This window comes from Pseudomonas sp. G3-39, assembly GCF_054790485.1.
The window spans coordinates 4,956,209-4,972,759 of record NZ_CP186497.1 but is presented as its reverse complement, the minus strand read 5'-3'; the positions used below and the strand labels follow the sequence as shown (position 1 = coordinate 4,972,759).

Here is a 16,551-nt window from a genome sequence, read left to right as displayed (position 1 = left end):
AAATCCCCAGCCATAAAAAAGGGCCGCGATCCCAACAGATCGCGGCCCTTTTTTTGCCTTCAGCTAAAGCCGGTCAAACCTCATCCAGCTCCGGCTCATCGGCTTGCACATTGACGGTGGCCTTCACCACATCATGCCGGCGGATGTACTTCCAGTCCGCCTCGTCGATGTAGATCCCCGCCGGGCCGCTGCCGCCCTCCAGGTCGATGGCGACACTGGCGCAGACCTGCGGCTTCACACTCGCCAGAATCGGCACGAAGCCCAATTGCAGGCTGGTTTCCAGCAGCGCTGCCTGGTTCTTCTCGTCGATGTCCGCCGCCTCGTCGAGGTAGTACGGCAGGCGCACGCGACCGGCCAGATCGCGATCCATCAAGTGCAGCAACAAGTACATGTTGGTCAGCGCCTTGATGGTCATGGTGGTGCCGTTGGACGCCGCGCCGTCGATGTCGGTGTGAATCACCGGCTGACCGTTGACCTTGGTGATCTCGAACGCCAGTTCGAACAAGTCCTTGAGGCCGAGCTGGTTGTGGTTCGCCGCCACCAGCCGCGCCAGGTACTCCTTGGCCTCTTCGTTCTTGTTGTCCTGTTCCGCGCTTTGGCTCAGATCGAACACCGACAGGGTTTCGCCTTCTTCGTACTGACCGGCGCTGTGGATGATCTGATCGATGTGCTTGAGCGCTTCCTTGTTCGGCGCCAGGACGATGCGGAAGCTCTGCAGGTTGGACACCTGACGCTTGTTGATCTCGCGGTTGAACAGCGCCAGTTGGTGTTCGAGGCTGTCGTAGTCGCTGCGGATGTTGCGCAGGGTCCGGGCGATGTCGGTGACCGCCGCACGCCGGGCCTTGCCCAGCGTCAGGGCTTCATCGGTACGGTGCGCGTAAGCGTTGATCAGCAGCGACAGACGGCGCTCCATGTCGTCTTCGCTGTCGAACTTGGCCACGCCTTTGAGGCGTACTTGCGCGTACAGCGCTTCGATCTGACCGTCGGCGCGCAGCAAGCCCTGCCAGCTGTCCTGATAATCGTTGAGCAGCGGCAGCAGGTTGTCCATCGAATCGTCGACCGGATCCATGAACGGCGTGCCGAATGGCAGGTCCGCCGGCAGCAACTGACGGCGGCGCAGGGCGTCGTCGAGAGTGCGCTGCTTGGCTTCCATGTCGGCGATCTGCCGGCCGACCAGTTGCAGCTTGGCCGACAGTTGCTGGACGCGCTCGGTGAACGCATCGCTGGAGCGCTTGAGTTCGTCCTGCGCGGCTTCCATCTGCGCCAGTTGCTCAAGCTTGTCGCCTTCTTCGGCGCTCAGGGTCTGGGTGCGGCGGAAATCTTCCAGGGCTTTCTGCGCATCCAGTACTTGCTGATACAGCGCTTCGGTCTGGGTCTTGCTCGCGGCGCGGTCGGCGGCCACGGCTTGCTGAGTCTTGAGCTGCTTGAGCTCTTTTTCCAGACGCTCTTTCTGGTCACGCAGCGCGGCGCGGTCGGCCAGCGCTTGCAGAGCCGGCGGCTCGATGTGCGAGATGTCGATCGACAGCCCCGGCACTTCGAAACGCTCGCCCTTGAAGCCATCGAGGATCAGCTCGACCGATTTGACCCACTCGCCATCGTCGTCGAGGGTGATGCCGTGCTCGCCCAGCGGCAGGCTGAACAGCGCGCTGTTGAACAGGCGCATCAGGCGTTCGACGTCCTGCTGCGAGAATTCTTCGCGCAGGCGTGCATAGCTGTTGTTGTCGGCATGATCGAGTTGCTGCTTCACCGACTTCAGGCGTTTTTCCAGATCGCGCAGACGCTCTTCCAGATCCTCGGCGCTGAACTGCCGGGACTGTGCCAGCGCACCAGCCAGTTCGTCGTGCGCGTCCTTGGCGGCGAGCAGTTGTTGCTCCAGCACCTTGACGTCATCGACCAGCGCGAAGCGGTTTTTCAGCACCGACAACTCACCGAGCCAGCGCTGGATGCCGGAGATTTCCCGCTCCAGACGCATCAGTTCCTGGGTGCCACCGCGCTGATCGTTTTGCAGATCGTCCTGCTCGCGACGGTAGTGTTCGGCCTGGATCGTCAGCTCTTCCTTGCGCGCCGTGGCGTAGTCCGACCAGGTGCCGAGCAACGAATCGAGCAGCGGCGACAGGCGATGCAGTTTGCCGCGCAGCACATCGCGCTGCTTCACGCCGTTGGCCAAGGCTTCGACCAGGGGCCCGGCGGCGACCAGCGAGTTGTAGTCCTGCTCCATCCGGCGCACATCGCGGAAGGCTTCTTCGCACGCGGCGATGTAGTCGACGCTGCCGGAACGCAGGCTGTGCTCGAAGGCATCGAGGAACAACTGCTTGAGCTTGGCCGCAGTGATTTCACGCATGTGCAGCAGGTTGATGAACAGTGCGCGGAAGGTTTTCAGGCTCTGCTCGCTGGTGGAGCGCAGCGGGATCAGGGTCAGATCCAGCGGGATCGAGGTGTGCCCGCCCACCAGCAAACGACGCAATTCATCAGGCTTGAGTTCGTAGGCTTTCAGGCCTTCTTTCTCAAGGTTGCTGAACAGTTCTTTTTGACGCAGGCAAGTGTCGTTCTTCTGGTAATGCGCCAGGTCGAGCTTGCCAGCGTAGGCGAAGAACTGGTGACCGAAACCACCGCCCGGGCCACGGCCGACCACGCCGATCACGTGCGGGCCGTGGGGTAGATTGACTTCGACGAGGATGTAACTGGTGTCGGAGGCGAAGTAGAAACGCCGCGATTGCTCCAGGCTGTACTTGCCGAAACTCATGTCCGACATGCGCGCCAGAATCGGGAACTGCAAGGCGTTGATCGACGCCGATTTCCCGAGGTTGTTCGCGCCGTAGACCGACAACGGTTCTTCCAGCGGGAACAGGCCGAGGCTGTAACCGGCGGTGTTCAAAAGGGCAAAGCGGCGGATGCCGTAGCGTTCCTGGCTCATGCATCGGACTCCTGTTCTTCGGCAATGGCGCGGGCCAGTGCGTTTTCTTCGCTCTCTTCTTCGAATTCGGACAGATCAAGCGGATCGTCGGTCTCGAGGAATTTGGCTTCGGCTTCTTCGTCGATCAGCACCGGCGCCGGCAGCGGCAGCACGCTGTGTACGCTGGCCGCCAGATCGCGGTCCTGCTGCACCGACAGGCACACATCGAGGAAACGGTGCATCGGCGGCAGGAAACGGTACACGCCGTTTTCTTCGCCGGCGAAACCGAGCTGGGTCATGCGACGCATGATTTTTTCTTCGAGTTCTTCGACGGTCTGCACTTCGGCCTGGATGAACAGGTCGCGGTATTTATCCAGCAACGACGGCAGTTCTTCACGGCCGAGGCTGCCACCGTCGAGCACGGCGATCGGATCGCGGCCCTGATCGGCCAGGTGCTCGACGAGGATGAAGGTGAACAGCGCCAGGCGCTGAGCGGTCTTGTTCACCGCCGCAGCGGCCATGTCCGGCACGAAGTAGTAGAAACCACGGGTGTCGCAGACCAGTTCGAAGCCGAGTGCCTTGAACAGCGTGCGGTATTGATCCTGGAAGTTCGACAGTTGCGCGTACAGTTCCGGGTCGCGGCGGCTGACGTGATAGCCCTTGAACAGCTCGCGGAAGATCGGCGCCAGTTGGGACAGTTCGGATAGATCAAGATGCATTGGGGATGCTCGCAGAATCCTCGGCGGCGGAGTCGCGGGCCGAGAGCAGGGCGAAGGAGCGCAGGCTGACCTGGTGCTCGTGAGTGTGGTATTCGCGGCGTTCCAGACGCTCGCGCTTGAAGCGTTTTTCCCGCGACAGACGCGAGAACCAGTACAGCAATTCGTCGGTGGCGCCGTCCGGTTCCTGCTCCAGCAACCAGGTCATCAGATCCGGCATCGGCAGGGACTCTTCGCAACGCTCGACCATCTCGCGCACGGTGCGCGGTGCACGCGGGGCATCGCCGGATTTCTGGGTTTTGTGCGCCTTGGGGAAACGCGCCGGTTTCGGCTCGAAACGCGCCAGGGCGTAGACGTAGGCCTCGACCTGACTGGCGCTGCCGAGGAAGGTGCTTTGCGGCCGGGTGAACAGCGGCATCGCCGCTTGCGGCACGGCGTCGATGCCTTTGCGGCGGATCGCCGCCAGCGCCAGCGCGGCACCACGGGTCACGGCGTTGTGCCGGCGCGCCTCTTCACGCAGCGGCAGCAGCAGTTCGCGGGCGTGGCGCAGGGTCAGCTGGGCACTGGTCTGCATTTCGAGGATGCGCGCGTGGGTGCGCAGCAGCATGTCGTCGTCGACCAGATGGCCGAGGCGCTGCTGTTCGCTGAGCATCTTCAGCAGCACGGTTTCGACCTTGCGCACGCCTTGTTCGAAGGCGCCGTCGGCGTTCACCAGGTCGATCATCGGTTCGACGTATTCGTCCCAGGTCGCCAGCACTTCGGCGTATCGCTGACGCAGCGGAATCTGCCGGTCGCTGGTCTTGGCCCGTTCGGCCACGGCGACCAGTGCCTGCTCGTCGTTGTCGAGTTTCTTCAGCACGTCGCGCACGCGCATGTCGAGCAAACGCAACTGACGGGCGAGGTCGTTGCCGTCGCGCACATCGAACGCGTCCTGAATGTAGCCGGCCAGCCGTTCGAGGTGACGCAAGTAGGCTTCGATTTCCAGGCACAGGCCCAGACGGTGCTCACGGCGCAGGTAGGCGAGGAAGTCGTGGATCTGCGCGTTGAGCTCGAAACGGTTCGGGCTTTTCGCCACGGGCACCAGAATGTCCAGGCGAATCCACACGTCGAGCAGGCTGGTGATGTCCTGCGGCGTGCTGTCCAGTTGTTGGGCGGCCAGTTGCGTGCGCAGTTCGTTGAGGCTCAGGGTGCCTTGGTCGAAGTGCTCGCACAGTGGCTCCAGAAGTGCCCAGTGTTCAGCGAGGGCGCGCAAGACGCGCTTGGGTTCGATCATCGGAATGGCCGGCTGGTTGGCGATTAAAAGCCGCGATTGTACTGCATCACGAGGGATGCGATTCACTCTCGGGACGGGCTGTCGCATTTTCTCAGGGAGCGAGCCCGGGTAAAGGCTATCGATCAACAGCAAGCGATCTTGAACGAAGGGCTGTAGAATCAGCCCACTTCAGTTATCCACAAGTGGCCGACCCTTTGCTTATCGAGTCCCGCCGCCGCGCCTATTTGAACGCCATGCAGGTGGTCAACTGGCTGCCGCGCACCGAATTGCCTTTCGCCGCCCCGTCGCGGCCCGAGCTGCTGGACATGCCCGAGCCTGAGCCAGAGGTCGTGGTGATGCCGGTTGTGCAGGCCGAAGCTCCGGTGCAGCCTGCCGCCCGTCCGGTCGAACGGCCGAAGATCGAAGTGCCGCGCCCGTCGCTCGCCAGTACCCGCAATGGCGCCAAACCGGTGGAAGAGGTCGAGGAGGCGCCAGTTGTCGCCAGACCCGCGCCCGTGCCGCCACCGCGTTTTGCCCTGCAGTTGCTGCGCGCCGGGGCTTGCCTGCTGCTGGTCGAGTTACCCACAGGCGAAGCGTTCCAGAGCCGCGATCCGGCCTATCTGCTGCTTAAAGACATGTTGCGCGCCGCCGGTCTGCCGGATGCGCCACAAATCGTCGGCGAGCCGGTGCGCTGGCCGTGGCTGAACCGCGGCACCATGGATCAGGGCCCGGAAGCGGCGCGCGACTTTGTTCAGGGTTTCCTCTCGGTACAGATGGAAGCGGCACCCTGCGCCTGCCTGTGGCTGATCGGCCTTCCGGCAATACGCTTTGCCGGTGAAGCGGACGCTGACGCGTTCAATAGTGAATTGCAGATCGAAGGCCTGGGCCTGGCATGGGCCATCCCCGGTCTGGAATTGTTAATGGAAGAGCCACAGCGCAAAGCCGCTGTGTGGCAAGCCATGCGTCGGCTGATGGCGCGCTGGAAACCATCGAATGAGTGAAGCTGTATCGTTCCGCCCGATGACCGAGGCGGACCTGGACGCGGTATTGAAGATCGAATACGCGGCGTACAGCCATCCCTGGACCCGCGGGATTTTTCTCGACGGGCTGGGCAAATACCAGATCTGGCTGATGTTCGAAGGCCAGCAACAGGTCGGCCATGGCGTGGTGCAGATCATTCTCGACGAGGCGCATCTGCTGAATATCACGGTCAAACCGGAGAATCAGGGACGGGGGCTGGGGCTGACGCTGCTCGAGCATCTGATGTCGCGGGCGTATGCGGCCTCTGCCCGGGAATGCTTCCTGGAAGTGCGCGACAGCAATACCGCAGCGTTCAAGTTGTATGAGCGCTATGGTTTCAATGAGATTGGCCGGCGTCGCGATTATTATCCGGCGGTGGGCGGGCGCGAAGACGCCGTAGTGATGGCCTGCACCCTGGTCGACTAATCTTGTTTAAAAGCTTCGCGAGCAAGCCCGCTCCCACATTGGTTTTGAGCCGAGTCTCAATTCCCTGTGGGAGCGGGCTTGCTCGCGAAGGCGTCCTTACAGGCAATACAGATCAGCGATTGCCATCCAGCGGATCTCGCCGCGCCAGCTCCGCCTCATCCAGACCATTGCCGCCGCCGATGTCATCCTCATCGACAATGCTCAGATCCCAATCGGCCTGATTGCCCTCGCCAGCCTCTTCGGCATCGCGTGCGCCATCCTCGTGAATCAGTGTTTCCGGGCTCAAGTCATCGTCGGTCGGTTCATGATCAGCCGTCGATGCACCGGTAAGCCCGGCCTCGCGCACCCGTTCAGCGGGCATCAGTTGCTCGCGTTCACGTTCCGGAATCTCGTCACCGATTTTCGCGCTGGGTTCGTCTTCATCGAAATCCAGCTCATGCACCGAGCCCATGCGGTCTTCGTTGTCATCGATGGGTTCCGGTTGCACCGCATCGAACGGACGTCGTGAATCAGTCATGGCAAATCCTCATACTGTGGGCCTTACTGAGTGGACTCACCGGGCACCCGAGAATTCCAAAGAAAAACACCTGCGGTTCTTGCGTGACCCCGACGGGCGGTCGTCTGTCATACCAGCGCATCTTTCTTGAGGCCTTAACCATGCACGACTTACAAGACCTGATTGATAACAACGAGCGTTGGGCTGACGCGATCACCAAGGAAGACCCGGATTTCTTCGCCAAGCTGGCGCGCCAGCAGACCCCGGAATATCTGTGGATCGGCTGCTCCGACGCACGGGTGCCGGCCAACGAGATCGTCGGCATGCTGCCGGGCGATCTGTTCGTACACCGCAACGTCGCCAACGTGGTGCTGCACACCGACCTCAATTGCCTGTCGGTGATCCAGTACGCGGTTGATGTGCTCAAGGTCAAACATATCCTGGTTACCGGCCACTATGGCTGCGGCGGTGTGCGCGCCTCGATGCAGGATCGCCAGTTCGGTCTGATCGATGGCTGGTTGCGCTCGATCCGCGACCTGTACTACGAAAAACGTGAAGAACTGGCCAAGCTGCCGACCGAGGAAGAGCAGGTCGACCGGCTGTGCGAGCTCAACGTCGTCCAGCAAGTGGCCAACGTCGCCCACACCAGCATCATCCAGAACGCCTGGCACCGCGGCCAGAGCCTGTCGATTCACGGCTGCATTTACGGCATCAAGGACGGTCGCTGGAAAAGCCTGAACACCACCATCAGCGGTTTCGAGCAACTGCCGCCGCAATATCGTCTGCGTCCGGTCGGGGCGTTGTAATCCCGATCAGTGTGGATGCCGCCAGTGCTGCAGAAAGTGCTGGCCCTCGATACTGGGTGGCTCATCGTAGCCGGTGATCCACCCACGACAGCGCGGCGAGCCACAGGTGCAGGCGAACTGTTGCAGCAAACGGTCTTCGGTGGCGGCGAAGTCGATGGTCAGGCGTTCACCCGGCTGAATGTCGCGAAGTGCCCACAGCCACAGCTCACTCATGTCCAGAAACACATTCGGATCGCAGGCGTGTTCGAGCAACCCGCAAAAGCGCGGGTCGTAGAGATGGATGCCGGCCAGTAACTGGCGCGTCTGTCGACAACGATAGGGCAGCAGTTGCCCGGAAACCCGACACATCCGGGTGATGCGCAAGAACGCCCGGCGCGCCACCACTGCCGCGTGACCGTGGTGGTCGTGCACGATTTCGAAATCCTCGGTGGATGGGAAACCCAGACGCACCGGCAATCCGGCAAACGGGTAGATGCCGGGGGCGTCGCGTGGAATGTTGTGTTGATGGGCCTGATTATTCATAACGGTCCCTGTCGGCAAATGCTGCGACTTCCCTGGTCTGACGTCCTGTCAGCGCTGCAACATGTTTGGATCCAATATTCCGGTGTATCCCTCAAACTGTCTACTGTCAGATCTGACAGGCGTGATTGGCTGCTCCCCGCGTCAGCTTTGACTGACACGGGAAGCTTTTTCAGCGGATCAGAGGTGTGGTGCAGGAACGGCGGTGGCCGGCAATTCGCCCTGAAGCTGTTGCAACTGGGCCTTGATTGGCGTGGTCGAGCACTTGACGGCGGCCTGTGCCGGGGTCAGGTTGCGGATCGAGGTGTAGAACAGTTCGCAGGTCTTGCCCTTTTGCGTCACTTGCCAGGTCTGCGTGCAGCTGTTGAGCAGGGCTTTCGCATCGGTGCCCGGTTTACTGCCCATCCCGGCTTGCCAGCAAGCGGCGCTCAAGTCCTGACCCATGACCTTCAAACCGGCGGCATCGGCCTTGGCCTCATCGCCGTCATAGCTGGCCGGGTCGGCGGCGTACCAGATGTAGCTCGGATGGTTCGATCCCAGCACCGGCACGTTCACCCCCGCGCTCGGGCTGATGGTCGCCAGACCCAATACGGCCACGGTCGGGCCGTATTGCTGCTTGATCCAGTTACGCACCGGTGCCCCGAACGCGACCATCGGCAGAGTGGTGCCGGCGCTGGTCTGGCTGAACTGCTTGACCAGCGTGGTCTGATAATCCTTGAAGTAGTCGTAGACGCCCTCCAGATCACTACCGGCGTTGGACGGCGCCGCGATTGGCGCGATGTCGATGATGGTCTGATAGGCCGGCGTCTGCTCGGCCGGAATGCCGTTGACGGTCAGCAGCGTGGCCCAGCGGTCGGTGGTGTTCGAACGCAGGTAGTCCTGGGCCTGGGTCAGCGAATAGTCCGGCGGGAAGTGCAGCAGTTCGACGCTCTTGCGGTTTTCCAGGGCCATGCCCAGCGGCAGGAACAGATACCAGCTGTACGCCCATTTGCCATCGGCATTGAGCTTGCTGGCGCCGGTATAGGCCAGGTCACCGGCATCGAGCAGCGCCGACAGCGGCTTGTCGTAACCTTTGGGCACGCCGCTGATCTCGGCGTAAATCTGCCCGTTATCGTTCTTCACCAACACCTTGGCATTGCTGTAACCATCGCGCTGCACGCTCTGGCTCAGGTAATGGGCGACGGTCTGCTCCAGGGACCAGTTGCGATAACAGATCACGCTGCAATTGTTGGGGTAGGCGAAGAGGCGGGTGACGCGCTCGGTGCTGCCCAGCTTCAGGTCGACATCGGCGTGGGCAGCCGCGCTCAGGGTGAGCGCGGCGAGGGTAAGAACTGCGGGGGTAAATCCTGCGAGTTTGAACATGCTCAGATCCTTTTCAGCGTGGGTTCCCCGGGGTTTTGGGGCGCTTCATATTGGATCAGCCGTGTTGCACAGAGAAGCTGTCATTAACGGATTTTTGCATCAGCCCGCAGGACGGGGTTTTCAGGCCTGAAAATGCAGGGCGTTGGTCAGATCGCCCATCGGTTTCTGGCCACGGGCGATCATTGCCTCATCGCGCTGCTTGAGGCCGTCGAGGGTTTCCAGTTGGAACACTCGGGTGATCAGGCGCAGGATCGACGCCGTGTCGTAAACCGTGTGATCCACCGTGCCTTTGCGGGCGAATGGCGACACCACCAGCGCCGGCACCCGCGACCCCGGCCCCCAGCGATCGCCCTTGGGTGGCGCCACATGATCCCACCAGCCGCCGTTTTCATCGACCGTCACGACCACCACCATGTTTTTCCACTGCGGACTTTCGCGCAGCACCTTCAGGGCGCGGACGATGTGGCGGTCACCGGAGGCGACGTCGGCATAACCGGCGTGCATGTTCAGGTTGCCCTGCGGTTTGTAGAAAGTTACCGCCGGCAGCTTGCCGGCCTCGGCATCGGCGAAGAACTTGTTGCTGCTCGACTCATCGCCCAGACCCGCGTCGCGCAGACGTTTGTTGCGCTCTTGCGGGTTCTCCGGGCCTTGCCGCTTGAAGTAGTTGAACGGCTGGTGGTGGTACTGGAAGTTGGGGATCTTCGGAATCCCGCCCGAGTCCATGTACTGCTCCAGCGTCGCCTGCCAGGCGCCGGCGTACCAGGCCCAGTCGACATTCTTCTTCGACAGCTTGTCGCCGATGTGCTCGTGGGTCTGCGGCACCATCACATTGGGCAGATCCGGCTTGGAGTACGCCGGACGCTCCGGATCGCGAATCCACGTCGGCCAGTACGGCGGGGCGAGGGTGTTGACGCCGAAGCCGTCCGGGGTCAGCGCACTCGGGCCGAACTGTGGCGGGCCGGTCATGGCGCTGGCCGGCGATGCCTCCAGCGGTTTGAGGCGCGGGTCAGTCGGATCATCGCTTTGCAGGGCGGCGATCTGTGATTTGGCCACCGAATTGGCCGCATCCGGATAGAACGGCGCGGTGGCGCTGATCAGGTATTGGTGATTGAGGAACGAGCCGCCGAAGGCACCCTGGAAGAAGTTGTCGCACAGCACGAATTCCTGCGCCACATCCCACAGGCGCAGCGAGTAGCGGCTCTGGGCGTAGTGCCCCATGGTCAAACCACCGGAGTCGGCCCAGGCGACAAAACCATCGTTCTTGCCGCCATTGATCTGCATCTGGTTCTGATAGAACACGTGCCACAAATCGCGGGTCACCAGACCGAACGGCAAGTCTTCGGCATTCGGGCCCTTGAGGGCGAAAGGCGCATTGGGCAGGTTTTCCTGAAACTGCGTGGCGCTGGGGTAGGTCACGCCATCAAGCGTTTGCGGGCCGATCTGCAGCACGCCACCCCAGACTGGCGGCAGCGTCTGCAACAGGCTGCCGTCGCGGTCACGTTGCTGGTAATCGGCAGGCTTGAGCGCCGACAGCGGCTTTTCGACACCGGGGAAATCACCGAACAGGTTGTTGAAGCTACGGTTCTCGGCGTAGATCACCACCACGGTTTTCACCTGATCGCGCAGGGCCTTGTCCAGCTCGGTCGGGGTCAGCGGGCGCTCGACTGGTTTACCCGGTTGATCGCTGGCGTTGCCGCAGCCGGCCAGGGTCGCGCCCACGCCGAGGACGGCGACACCGCCGAGAAAGCGGCGGCGACTGGTGTCGGTGGGGGTGTCGGATTCAGGTGCGTCAGTGCCGTCTGTCTCGTCTTTCATCTGTCAGCCCGTTCTGCTTAATTGTTTCAGTTTGTTTCGGGCGGACGCTAGCAAGGCACTGTGACAGTTGGGTGACACTTTGAGGTGCGGCGAAACAAATGTGGGAGCGACCAGGTCAGCTCCCACAACGATTCACTCGATTACAACAGGCGCAACGAAAGCTCGCTGCTGTTCTAGCCGGGCATCAACGAGTGCAAGGAATAGCCGAGTCTGCTGGCCGCCGTTATCGCGGTCATCATCACCAGAAATAGCAGTTGCAGCGGACTGAAGTGCGCCCAGTGCAGCGCGGTCAGCCAGGGGTGGTTATTGCTCAGCTGCGGGTCGAGCGAGCCGATTCGTCGTTTGTGCACCAGTCCGATCAGGATCACGCCCACGTAAGTGAGTGCGCCCAGTGGCCCGAGCAGCAGCGAAAACAGCAGCACCATGACCACCTGCGGTAACCCGTGGCGTATTACCAGCCAGCGGGTGTCAGGGTTCCATCGGCGCGGAATCAGCCCTTCGGTGAGCCAAAGATCCGCAACGATCACGTGAGACGTCAGCACCACCCACCAACTCAGCGCAAAACGAAAAAACCACACCGGCACACACGCTAACCCCAGCGGAATGAAGGCCAGGGTTGCCGCATCTTTTTGTGGCGAAGCCAGATAGAACAGGAACAGCGCCAAGGCAATGGCCGTCCAGACCCGCACCCAGGTCTCGTCGGCGATGGGCCGTGGCAAAAATCGCCGCCAGTAAAAAACGTCGGCGTAGGGCAATCGCGCGAGCAGCTCCGGGAAGCGCCATTTGAGCTTTTCTGACAGATCGTGGCAGGCCTGCCATTCATTCTGACCAAAGCCGTCGATGATCTTCTTCTGCTGCATCGGTTTGAGCGGGTTGATCAACAGATGCGCTGCCTGCACGTCGGCCGCCCACGTACGATCGCTTTCAGCCTTGGCCCGCAGGTTGTCGTAGAAACTTTCCTGATTGCAGCGTTCGATCAATTTTTCCCAAAGCCAGTCCGGTTGCGGGTGCAGACCTTTGGTGTGATCCCAGCCGAACAATTGGCCGATACGGTCGAACAGCGGCACGCTCCACTCATGGTCGTTGAGCAGATGCAGCAGATTTTGTTGCCATTGCTCGCGGCGATCGAATACCTGGAGCCACGGCTGGCCGCTGTAGTGTTTGAGCAAGTTGAGGAATTCGCGCTCGCTCTGGCTTTCGAGCAGCGCCTGCAAGGCGTTTCGATAGTCGGACATCAGGCTCTCGGCGAGCATGTCGCGCTGGCGATCATTCATCAGCACTTCTTGCCAGGGGCCCAACCATCCCAACTGCTCGACGGCCCAGTGCAGTACCGGTCCGCGCAATTGTGGATGCTCAAAACATAATTGCAGCAACAGCCTTTCGAATGCCTTGGCGCAGCCTTGTTGTTGCGCCTGCTCCCAGCGCTCGCCGAGGTTGTCTGGCGACAGATCTTCAAGCAATCGCCATGCGGCCTGCGCTTCAAGACTCTGCGCGTTCGCCGCCAGCGGCTCGACACGCAGGGCGTCGTCCTTCGATGGCGGCACAAACGGCTCCGGGGCTGCCGGACTGACGGGCGAAACCTCCAGAGCGGCGAAATCCCACACTTGGTTTTTCGCCTGGCTGGAGCTGTTGGCCAGGGCATTATCGAGCGCCAGCGCAGCAAAGGCGCTGGACGCCGTGGCGACAGCGACATCGGTGTCTTGCTCGTCTTCCAGTTCGGCGTTTTCCAGGCGCCATTGGGCAATCGCCAACGCGCGCTCGTAGGCTTCACGCAAGCGCTGGAAGCCTTCGGGATCTTCATCGGGTCTGAAGGTTTTCAGCAGGCGTGCATAGCTGCGCTTGATATCGCGGACGTCAGCGTCATCGGGCAAATGCAGGAAGGACCAGCAATCCATGTCAGCGCTCCCTTATTGCCACGGCGTGCGATCAAGTTCGCTCAGGTGCCTGCTCAGCTCGGTGCGCACTTCACGAATCTGGCGCTCGTCCTGCGAGTCGAGCGCGATCTGGAATTGCTTGGCCCAATGGCCAATCTGATCGCGCAGGTCGCCCAGGCTTTCCTGGTAGAGCCGTTCGAGACGGGCACTGAGCAGCGTGTTGACCTGTTGCTCGCGCGGGTGAATCTTGAGCTGAGCGAGGTTCTGCAAGCGTTGCTGAATCTCTTCAGGCGTGAGCACGCCGGGGTTGTTTTCGATGACCAGCGAATGTTGTTGCCCGGTCAGCGGAATATTCACCTGGGCCTCCAGCAGGCCGTTGTTGTCATAGGTGAAACGCACATCGAGGGACACTTCGCCGGCCTTGCGTTTCGGCACCTTGATCGCCAGTTCGCCAAGCGCGACGTTGTCTTTGACCAGACGGCTTTCGCCCTGGAAAATCCGCACAACCACCTGCTCCTGATTGTCCTGCAAGGTGTACACGGTCTTGACCCGGCTGACCGGGACGATGCTGTTGCGCTCGATGATGGGCAGGTAGTGACCGGCCTCATAATTGCGGCCAATCTGGGTCGAAGTTTCGATGCCTAGGGTGTAGGAGCAGACGTCGGTCAGCACCACTTCTTCAAGTGCGGCCGAGCGGGCCTTGAGTGCTGCCTGAATGGCTGCGCCTTGCGCCACCACCTGATCCGGATCGAGGGTGATCGACGGAAAGCGGCCGAACAACCCGGCGGCAAGTTTGCGCACCAACGGCATCCGGGTAGTACCGCCGACCAGCAGAATCTCATCAAGGTCGCTGACCCGGATGCGTGCGTCGCGCAGAGCCCGTTCGATCGGCGCGCGCAGGCGCTCGAGCAGTGGCATGTAAAGCGTCGCCAATTCTTGCTGGGTGATGGTGTGGGTCCAGTGGCGGTCACCCAGTTGCAGCCGGAACTCGGCGCTGCTGTCTTGGCCGAGGGCCTTGCGCACACGCTCAGCCTCGCGGCGCAGGGGCTGGATGACGCTGTTGCGGTCAGGAAAGTCGGCGACCGAGCGGTGCTGGTCGATAAAGTGTTCCAGCAGCACGCTGTCGAAGTCTTCACCACCGAGGAAGTTGTCGCCGGCGCTGGCGCGGACCTCCATGACCCCTTCGAACAACTCCAGAATCGACACGTCGAACGTGCCGCCCCCGAGGTCGAACACCAGGAACGAGGTTTCCTTGTCGCGTTGGTGCAGCCCATAAGCGAGGGCGGCGGCAGTCGGTTCGTTGATCAGCTTCTCGACTTTCAGCCCGGCCAGCTCGCCGGCGATCCGCGTGGCTTTGCGCTGGGCGTCGCTGAAGTAGGCCGGGACGCTGATCACCGCTTCAGTGACGGTTTCGCCATAAGCCCGTTCGACGTCTTCTTTCAGACTTTTCAGCACCAGCGCGGACAGCTCTTCCGGACGAAACGCCTTGTCCGCCAGATAGACTTCCGTGGCGCTGCCCATGTGACGCTTGAACAGCGACGCCGTCAGGCGCGGATGAGTGTGCAGACGCTCGCGCGCAGCCTGGCCGACCAGAATCCGGCCCTGATCATCCAGCCCCACCACGCTCGGTGTCAGGAACTGACCGAGGGCATTGGGCACCAATTCGGAGGATTCGCCACGCCAGACGGCGACGAGGCTGTTGGTGGTTCCCAGGTCAATCCCTACGATCATTGCAACAACTCCCTTGGCGCTTGGCAAAAAAATGAAACATATTTTCGGCGCGCAAGGATATTACCGAGGCGGTAATGCGGTAAAGGACGATGATGGCGCTGAGCCATTATTTGCGACAGAAAGCCATGTCGGCCTCGACGCAGCGCTGTCAGGAAGGGAAGGCGGGGCGTCGACCGATTGACCTCGCCCCGCACTGATTCAAGGAATAACCGGCGGCGTATACGCCAATGTCGTGCCCAGCACCCACAGCAAGAACAGCACCAGCGGCGTGTGCACCAGCAATTGCACGAACGAGAAGCCGATCAGGTCGCGCGCCTTCAGACCGAGCACGCCCAGCAGCGGCAGCATGTAGAACGGGTTGATCAGGTTCGGCAGGGCTTCGGCGGCGTTGTAGATCTGCACCGCCCAGCCGAGGTGGTATTGCAGATCGTTGGCGACTTGCATCACGTAAGGCGCTTCGATGATCCACTTGCCGCCGCCGGACGGGATGAAGAAACCGAGAATCGCCGAGTACACGCCCATCAACAGCGCATAGGTGTCGTGGGAGGCGATGCTGACGAAGAAGGTCGAGATGTGATGCGCCAGCGTCTGCGCATCGGCACCTTTGACCGTGGTCAGCAGCGCGGCGATCGAGCCGTACAGCGGGAACTGGATCAGTACGCCGGTGGTGGTCGGCACCGCCCGGGCCACCGCATCGAGGAAGCTGCGCGGGCGCCAGTGCAGCAGGGCGCCGAGCATGATGAACAGGAAGTTATAGGTGTTGAGCCCGGAAATCGCGGTGATCGCCGGTTTGCTCGAGAACTCGTGGAACAGCCAACCGGCCGCCAGCAACACCAGCAGAATGATCAGCAGCGGACTGTGCTCCAGCCATTCGCCGGGTCGGGTGCGTGGTTGCAGCGGTGGCAGGTTGAACGCCGGGTCGATGCCGCAATCCTTGGCATCGCGCGCAGAGTTTGGGCCGGGCGCGGTGGCGTAGGCAACGATGATCGAAATCACGATCAGCGCCAGCAGCATGGCGCCGGATTGCCAGAGGAAGATGGTTTGGGTGAACGGAATCACCCCGGTGATCGACAGGATCGCCCGCGGCAGGCTCGCCGGGTTGGCCTGCAACTGCGCCGCCGATGAGGACAGGCCCAGCGCCCAGACCGCGCCAAGGCCCAGATACGCCGCTGCACCGGCCGCGCGGTAATCCATTTTCAGATCGGTGCGGCGGGCGAGGGCGCGCACCAGCAAACCGCCGAATACCAGCGACAGGCCCCAGTTCAGCAGCGAGGCGACCATCGAGATCAGCGCGACCCAGGCCACGGCAGAGCGGCCGTTTTTCGGGATGCGCGCCAGTTTGTCGATCAGCTTGACCGCTGGCGGCGAACTGGCGACGACGTAGCCGCCAATCACCACGAAGGCCATTTGCATGGTGAACGGGATCAGGCTCCAGAACCCGTCGCCGAAGGCCATCGCGGCATCGGTGGGTTTGGCGCCCATGGCCAAAGTGGCCAGCGCGACAATGATCACCGCCAGTGCGGCGAATACCCAGGAGTCGGGGAACCAGCGTTCGGCAAAGCTTGAACAGCGCAAGGCAAAGCGCGCAGAGCGGCTATCTTCGATATCAACGGCCACAGGGAGTACCTCGGATTTTTATGG

The 16,551-nt window shown here is 61.7% G+C and carries 13 protein-coding genes; 3 read left to right on the top strand and 10 right to left on the bottom strand.

Annotated features, from left to right (window positions below; all coding sequences use genetic code 11):
- Positions 1 to 73 precede the first annotated feature (73 nt).
- From mksF to mksB, 3 genes are read right to left on the bottom strand one after another with little or no spacing between them, the layout of a single operon-like run.
- Positions 74 to 2,914 carry an Mks condensin complex protein MksF gene (gene mksF, locus ACOYXG_RS22375; RefSeq protein WP_346651761.1) on the bottom strand — a complete coding sequence of 947 codons (2,841 nt, stop codon included), beginning with the start codon at positions 2,912 to 2,914 and terminating at the stop codon, positions 74 to 76.
- Complete coding sequence (gene mksE / locus ACOYXG_RS22370) at positions 2,911 to 3,612, bottom strand: Mks condensin complex protein MksE (protein WP_460354040.1); 702 nt, start codon at positions 3,610 to 3,612, stop codon at positions 2,911 to 2,913. Before mksE ends, mksF begins: the two co-directional genes overlap by 4 nt.
- The gene (mksB, locus tag ACOYXG_RS22365; protein ID WP_003228202.1) at positions 3,602 to 4,882 is read right to left on the bottom strand and encodes an Mks condensin complex protein MksB; all 1,281 of its coding nucleotides are present in this window, start codon (positions 4,880 to 4,882) and stop codon (positions 3,602 to 3,604) included. The genes mksE and mksB overlap by 11 nt, the downstream gene beginning before the upstream one ends.
- A 233-nt stretch (positions 4,883 to 5,115) precedes the next feature.
- On the opposite strand from mksB, the gene ACOYXG_RS22360 reads away from it, so the two are divergent.
- Both ACOYXG_RS22360 and rimI read left to right on the top strand, forming a co-directional pair.
- Positions 5,116 to 5,862 carry an energy transducer TonB gene (locus ACOYXG_RS22360; protein ID WP_460358536.1) on the top strand — a complete coding sequence of 249 codons (747 nt, stop codon included), beginning with the start codon at positions 5,116 to 5,118 and terminating at the stop codon, positions 5,860 to 5,862.
- Positions 5,855 to 6,307: a ribosomal protein S18-alanine N-acetyltransferase gene (rimI, locus tag ACOYXG_RS22355; protein WP_027612255.1), complete on the top strand. Its 453-nt coding sequence runs from the start codon at positions 5,855 to 5,857 to the stop codon at positions 6,305 to 6,307. Before ACOYXG_RS22360 ends, rimI begins: the two co-directional genes overlap by 8 nt.
- 112 nt (positions 6,308 to 6,419) lie before the next feature.
- Here rimI and ACOYXG_RS22350 read toward each other — a convergent pair whose 3' ends face one another.
- A complete protein-coding gene (locus tag ACOYXG_RS22350; protein WP_027612254.1) occupies positions 6,420 to 6,824 on the bottom strand; it encodes a hypothetical protein in 405 nt (134 codons plus the stop codon).
- A 140-nt stretch (positions 6,825 to 6,964) separates the two neighbouring features.
- Here ACOYXG_RS22350 and can point away from each other — a divergent pair, with 140 nt between their 5' ends.
- A complete protein-coding gene (gene can, locus ACOYXG_RS22345; RefSeq protein WP_003228196.1) occupies positions 6,965 to 7,609 on the top strand; it encodes a carbonate dehydratase in 645 nt (214 codons plus the stop codon).
- Positions 7,610 to 7,615: 6 nt separating this feature from the next.
- On the opposite strand, the gene ACOYXG_RS22340 is transcribed toward can, so the two are convergent.
- The 6 genes from ACOYXG_RS22340 to ACOYXG_RS22315 form a co-directional block, all read right to left on the bottom strand.
- Positions 7,616 to 8,131, bottom strand: coding sequence for an SET domain-containing protein-lysine N-methyltransferase (locus ACOYXG_RS22340; protein ID WP_097086271.1), 516 nt, complete (start codon positions 8,129 to 8,131; stop codon positions 7,616 to 7,618).
- A 177-nt stretch (positions 8,132 to 8,308) separates the two neighbouring features.
- Entirely contained in the window at positions 8,309 to 9,490 is a 1,182-nt protein-coding gene (locus ACOYXG_RS22335) for a hypothetical protein (RefSeq protein ID WP_460354036.1), read from the bottom strand.
- Positions 9,491 to 9,610: 120 nt separating this feature from the next.
- Positions 9,611 to 11,305 (bottom strand): acid phosphatase, encoded by a 1,695-nt coding sequence (acpA, locus tag ACOYXG_RS22330; protein WP_460354033.1) that lies wholly within the window; start codon positions 11,303 to 11,305, stop codon positions 9,611 to 9,613.
- 173 nt (positions 11,306 to 11,478) lie between these two features.
- Positions 11,479 to 13,200 carry a J domain-containing protein gene (locus tag ACOYXG_RS22325; protein WP_460354030.1) on the bottom strand — a complete coding sequence of 574 codons (1,722 nt, stop codon included), beginning with the start codon at positions 13,198 to 13,200 and terminating at the stop codon, positions 11,479 to 11,481.
- A gap of 12 nt (positions 13,201 to 13,212) precedes the next feature.
- A complete protein-coding gene (locus ACOYXG_RS22320) occupies positions 13,213 to 14,910 on the bottom strand; it encodes a molecular chaperone HscC (protein WP_003228190.1) in 1,698 nt (565 codons plus the stop codon).
- A gap of 198 nt (positions 14,911 to 15,108) precedes the next feature.
- A complete protein-coding gene (locus tag ACOYXG_RS22315; RefSeq protein WP_460354026.1) occupies positions 15,109 to 16,527 on the bottom strand; it encodes a short-chain fatty acid transporter in 1,419 nt (472 codons plus the stop codon).
- Positions 16,528 to 16,551 lie beyond the last annotated feature (24 nt).

Coding starts and splice junctions, on each gene's coding strand:
- mksF (WP_346651761.1), bottom strand. CDS start 2,914: ATGAGCCAGGAACGCTACGGCATCCGCCGCTTTGCCCTTTTGAACACC.
- mksE (WP_460354040.1), bottom strand. CDS start 3,612: ATGCATCTTGATCTATCCGAACTGTCCCAACTGGCGCCGATCTTCCGC.
- mksB (WP_003228202.1), bottom strand. CDS start 4,882: ATGATCGAACCCAAGCGCGTCTTGCGCGCCCTCGCTGAACACTGGGCA.
- ACOYXG_RS22360 (WP_460358536.1), top strand. CDS start 5,116: ATGCAGGTGGTCAACTGGCTGCCGCGCACCGAATTGCCTTTCGCCGCC.
- rimI (WP_027612255.1), top strand. CDS start 5,855: ATGAGTGAAGCTGTATCGTTCCGCCCGATGACCGAGGCGGACCTGGAC.
- ACOYXG_RS22350 (WP_027612254.1), bottom strand. CDS start 6,824: ATGACTGATTCACGACGTCCGTTCGATGCGGTGCAACCGGAACCCATC.
- can (WP_003228196.1), top strand. CDS start 6,965: ATGCACGACTTACAAGACCTGATTGATAACAACGAGCGTTGGGCTGAC.
- ACOYXG_RS22340 (WP_097086271.1), bottom strand. CDS start 8,131: ATGAATAATCAGGCCCATCAACACAACATTCCACGCGACGCCCCCGGC.
- ACOYXG_RS22335 (WP_460354036.1), bottom strand. CDS start 9,490: ATGTTCAAACTCGCAGGATTTACCCCCGCAGTTCTTACCCTCGCCGCG.
- acpA (WP_460354033.1), bottom strand. CDS start 11,305: ATGAAAGACGAGACAGACGGCACTGACGCACCTGAATCCGACACCCCC.
- ACOYXG_RS22325 (WP_460354030.1), bottom strand. CDS start 13,200: ATGGATTGCTGGTCCTTCCTGCATTTGCCCGATGACGCTGACGTCCGC.
- ACOYXG_RS22320 (WP_003228190.1), bottom strand. CDS start 14,910: ATGATCGTAGGGATTGACCTGGGAACCACCAACAGCCTCGTCGCCGTC.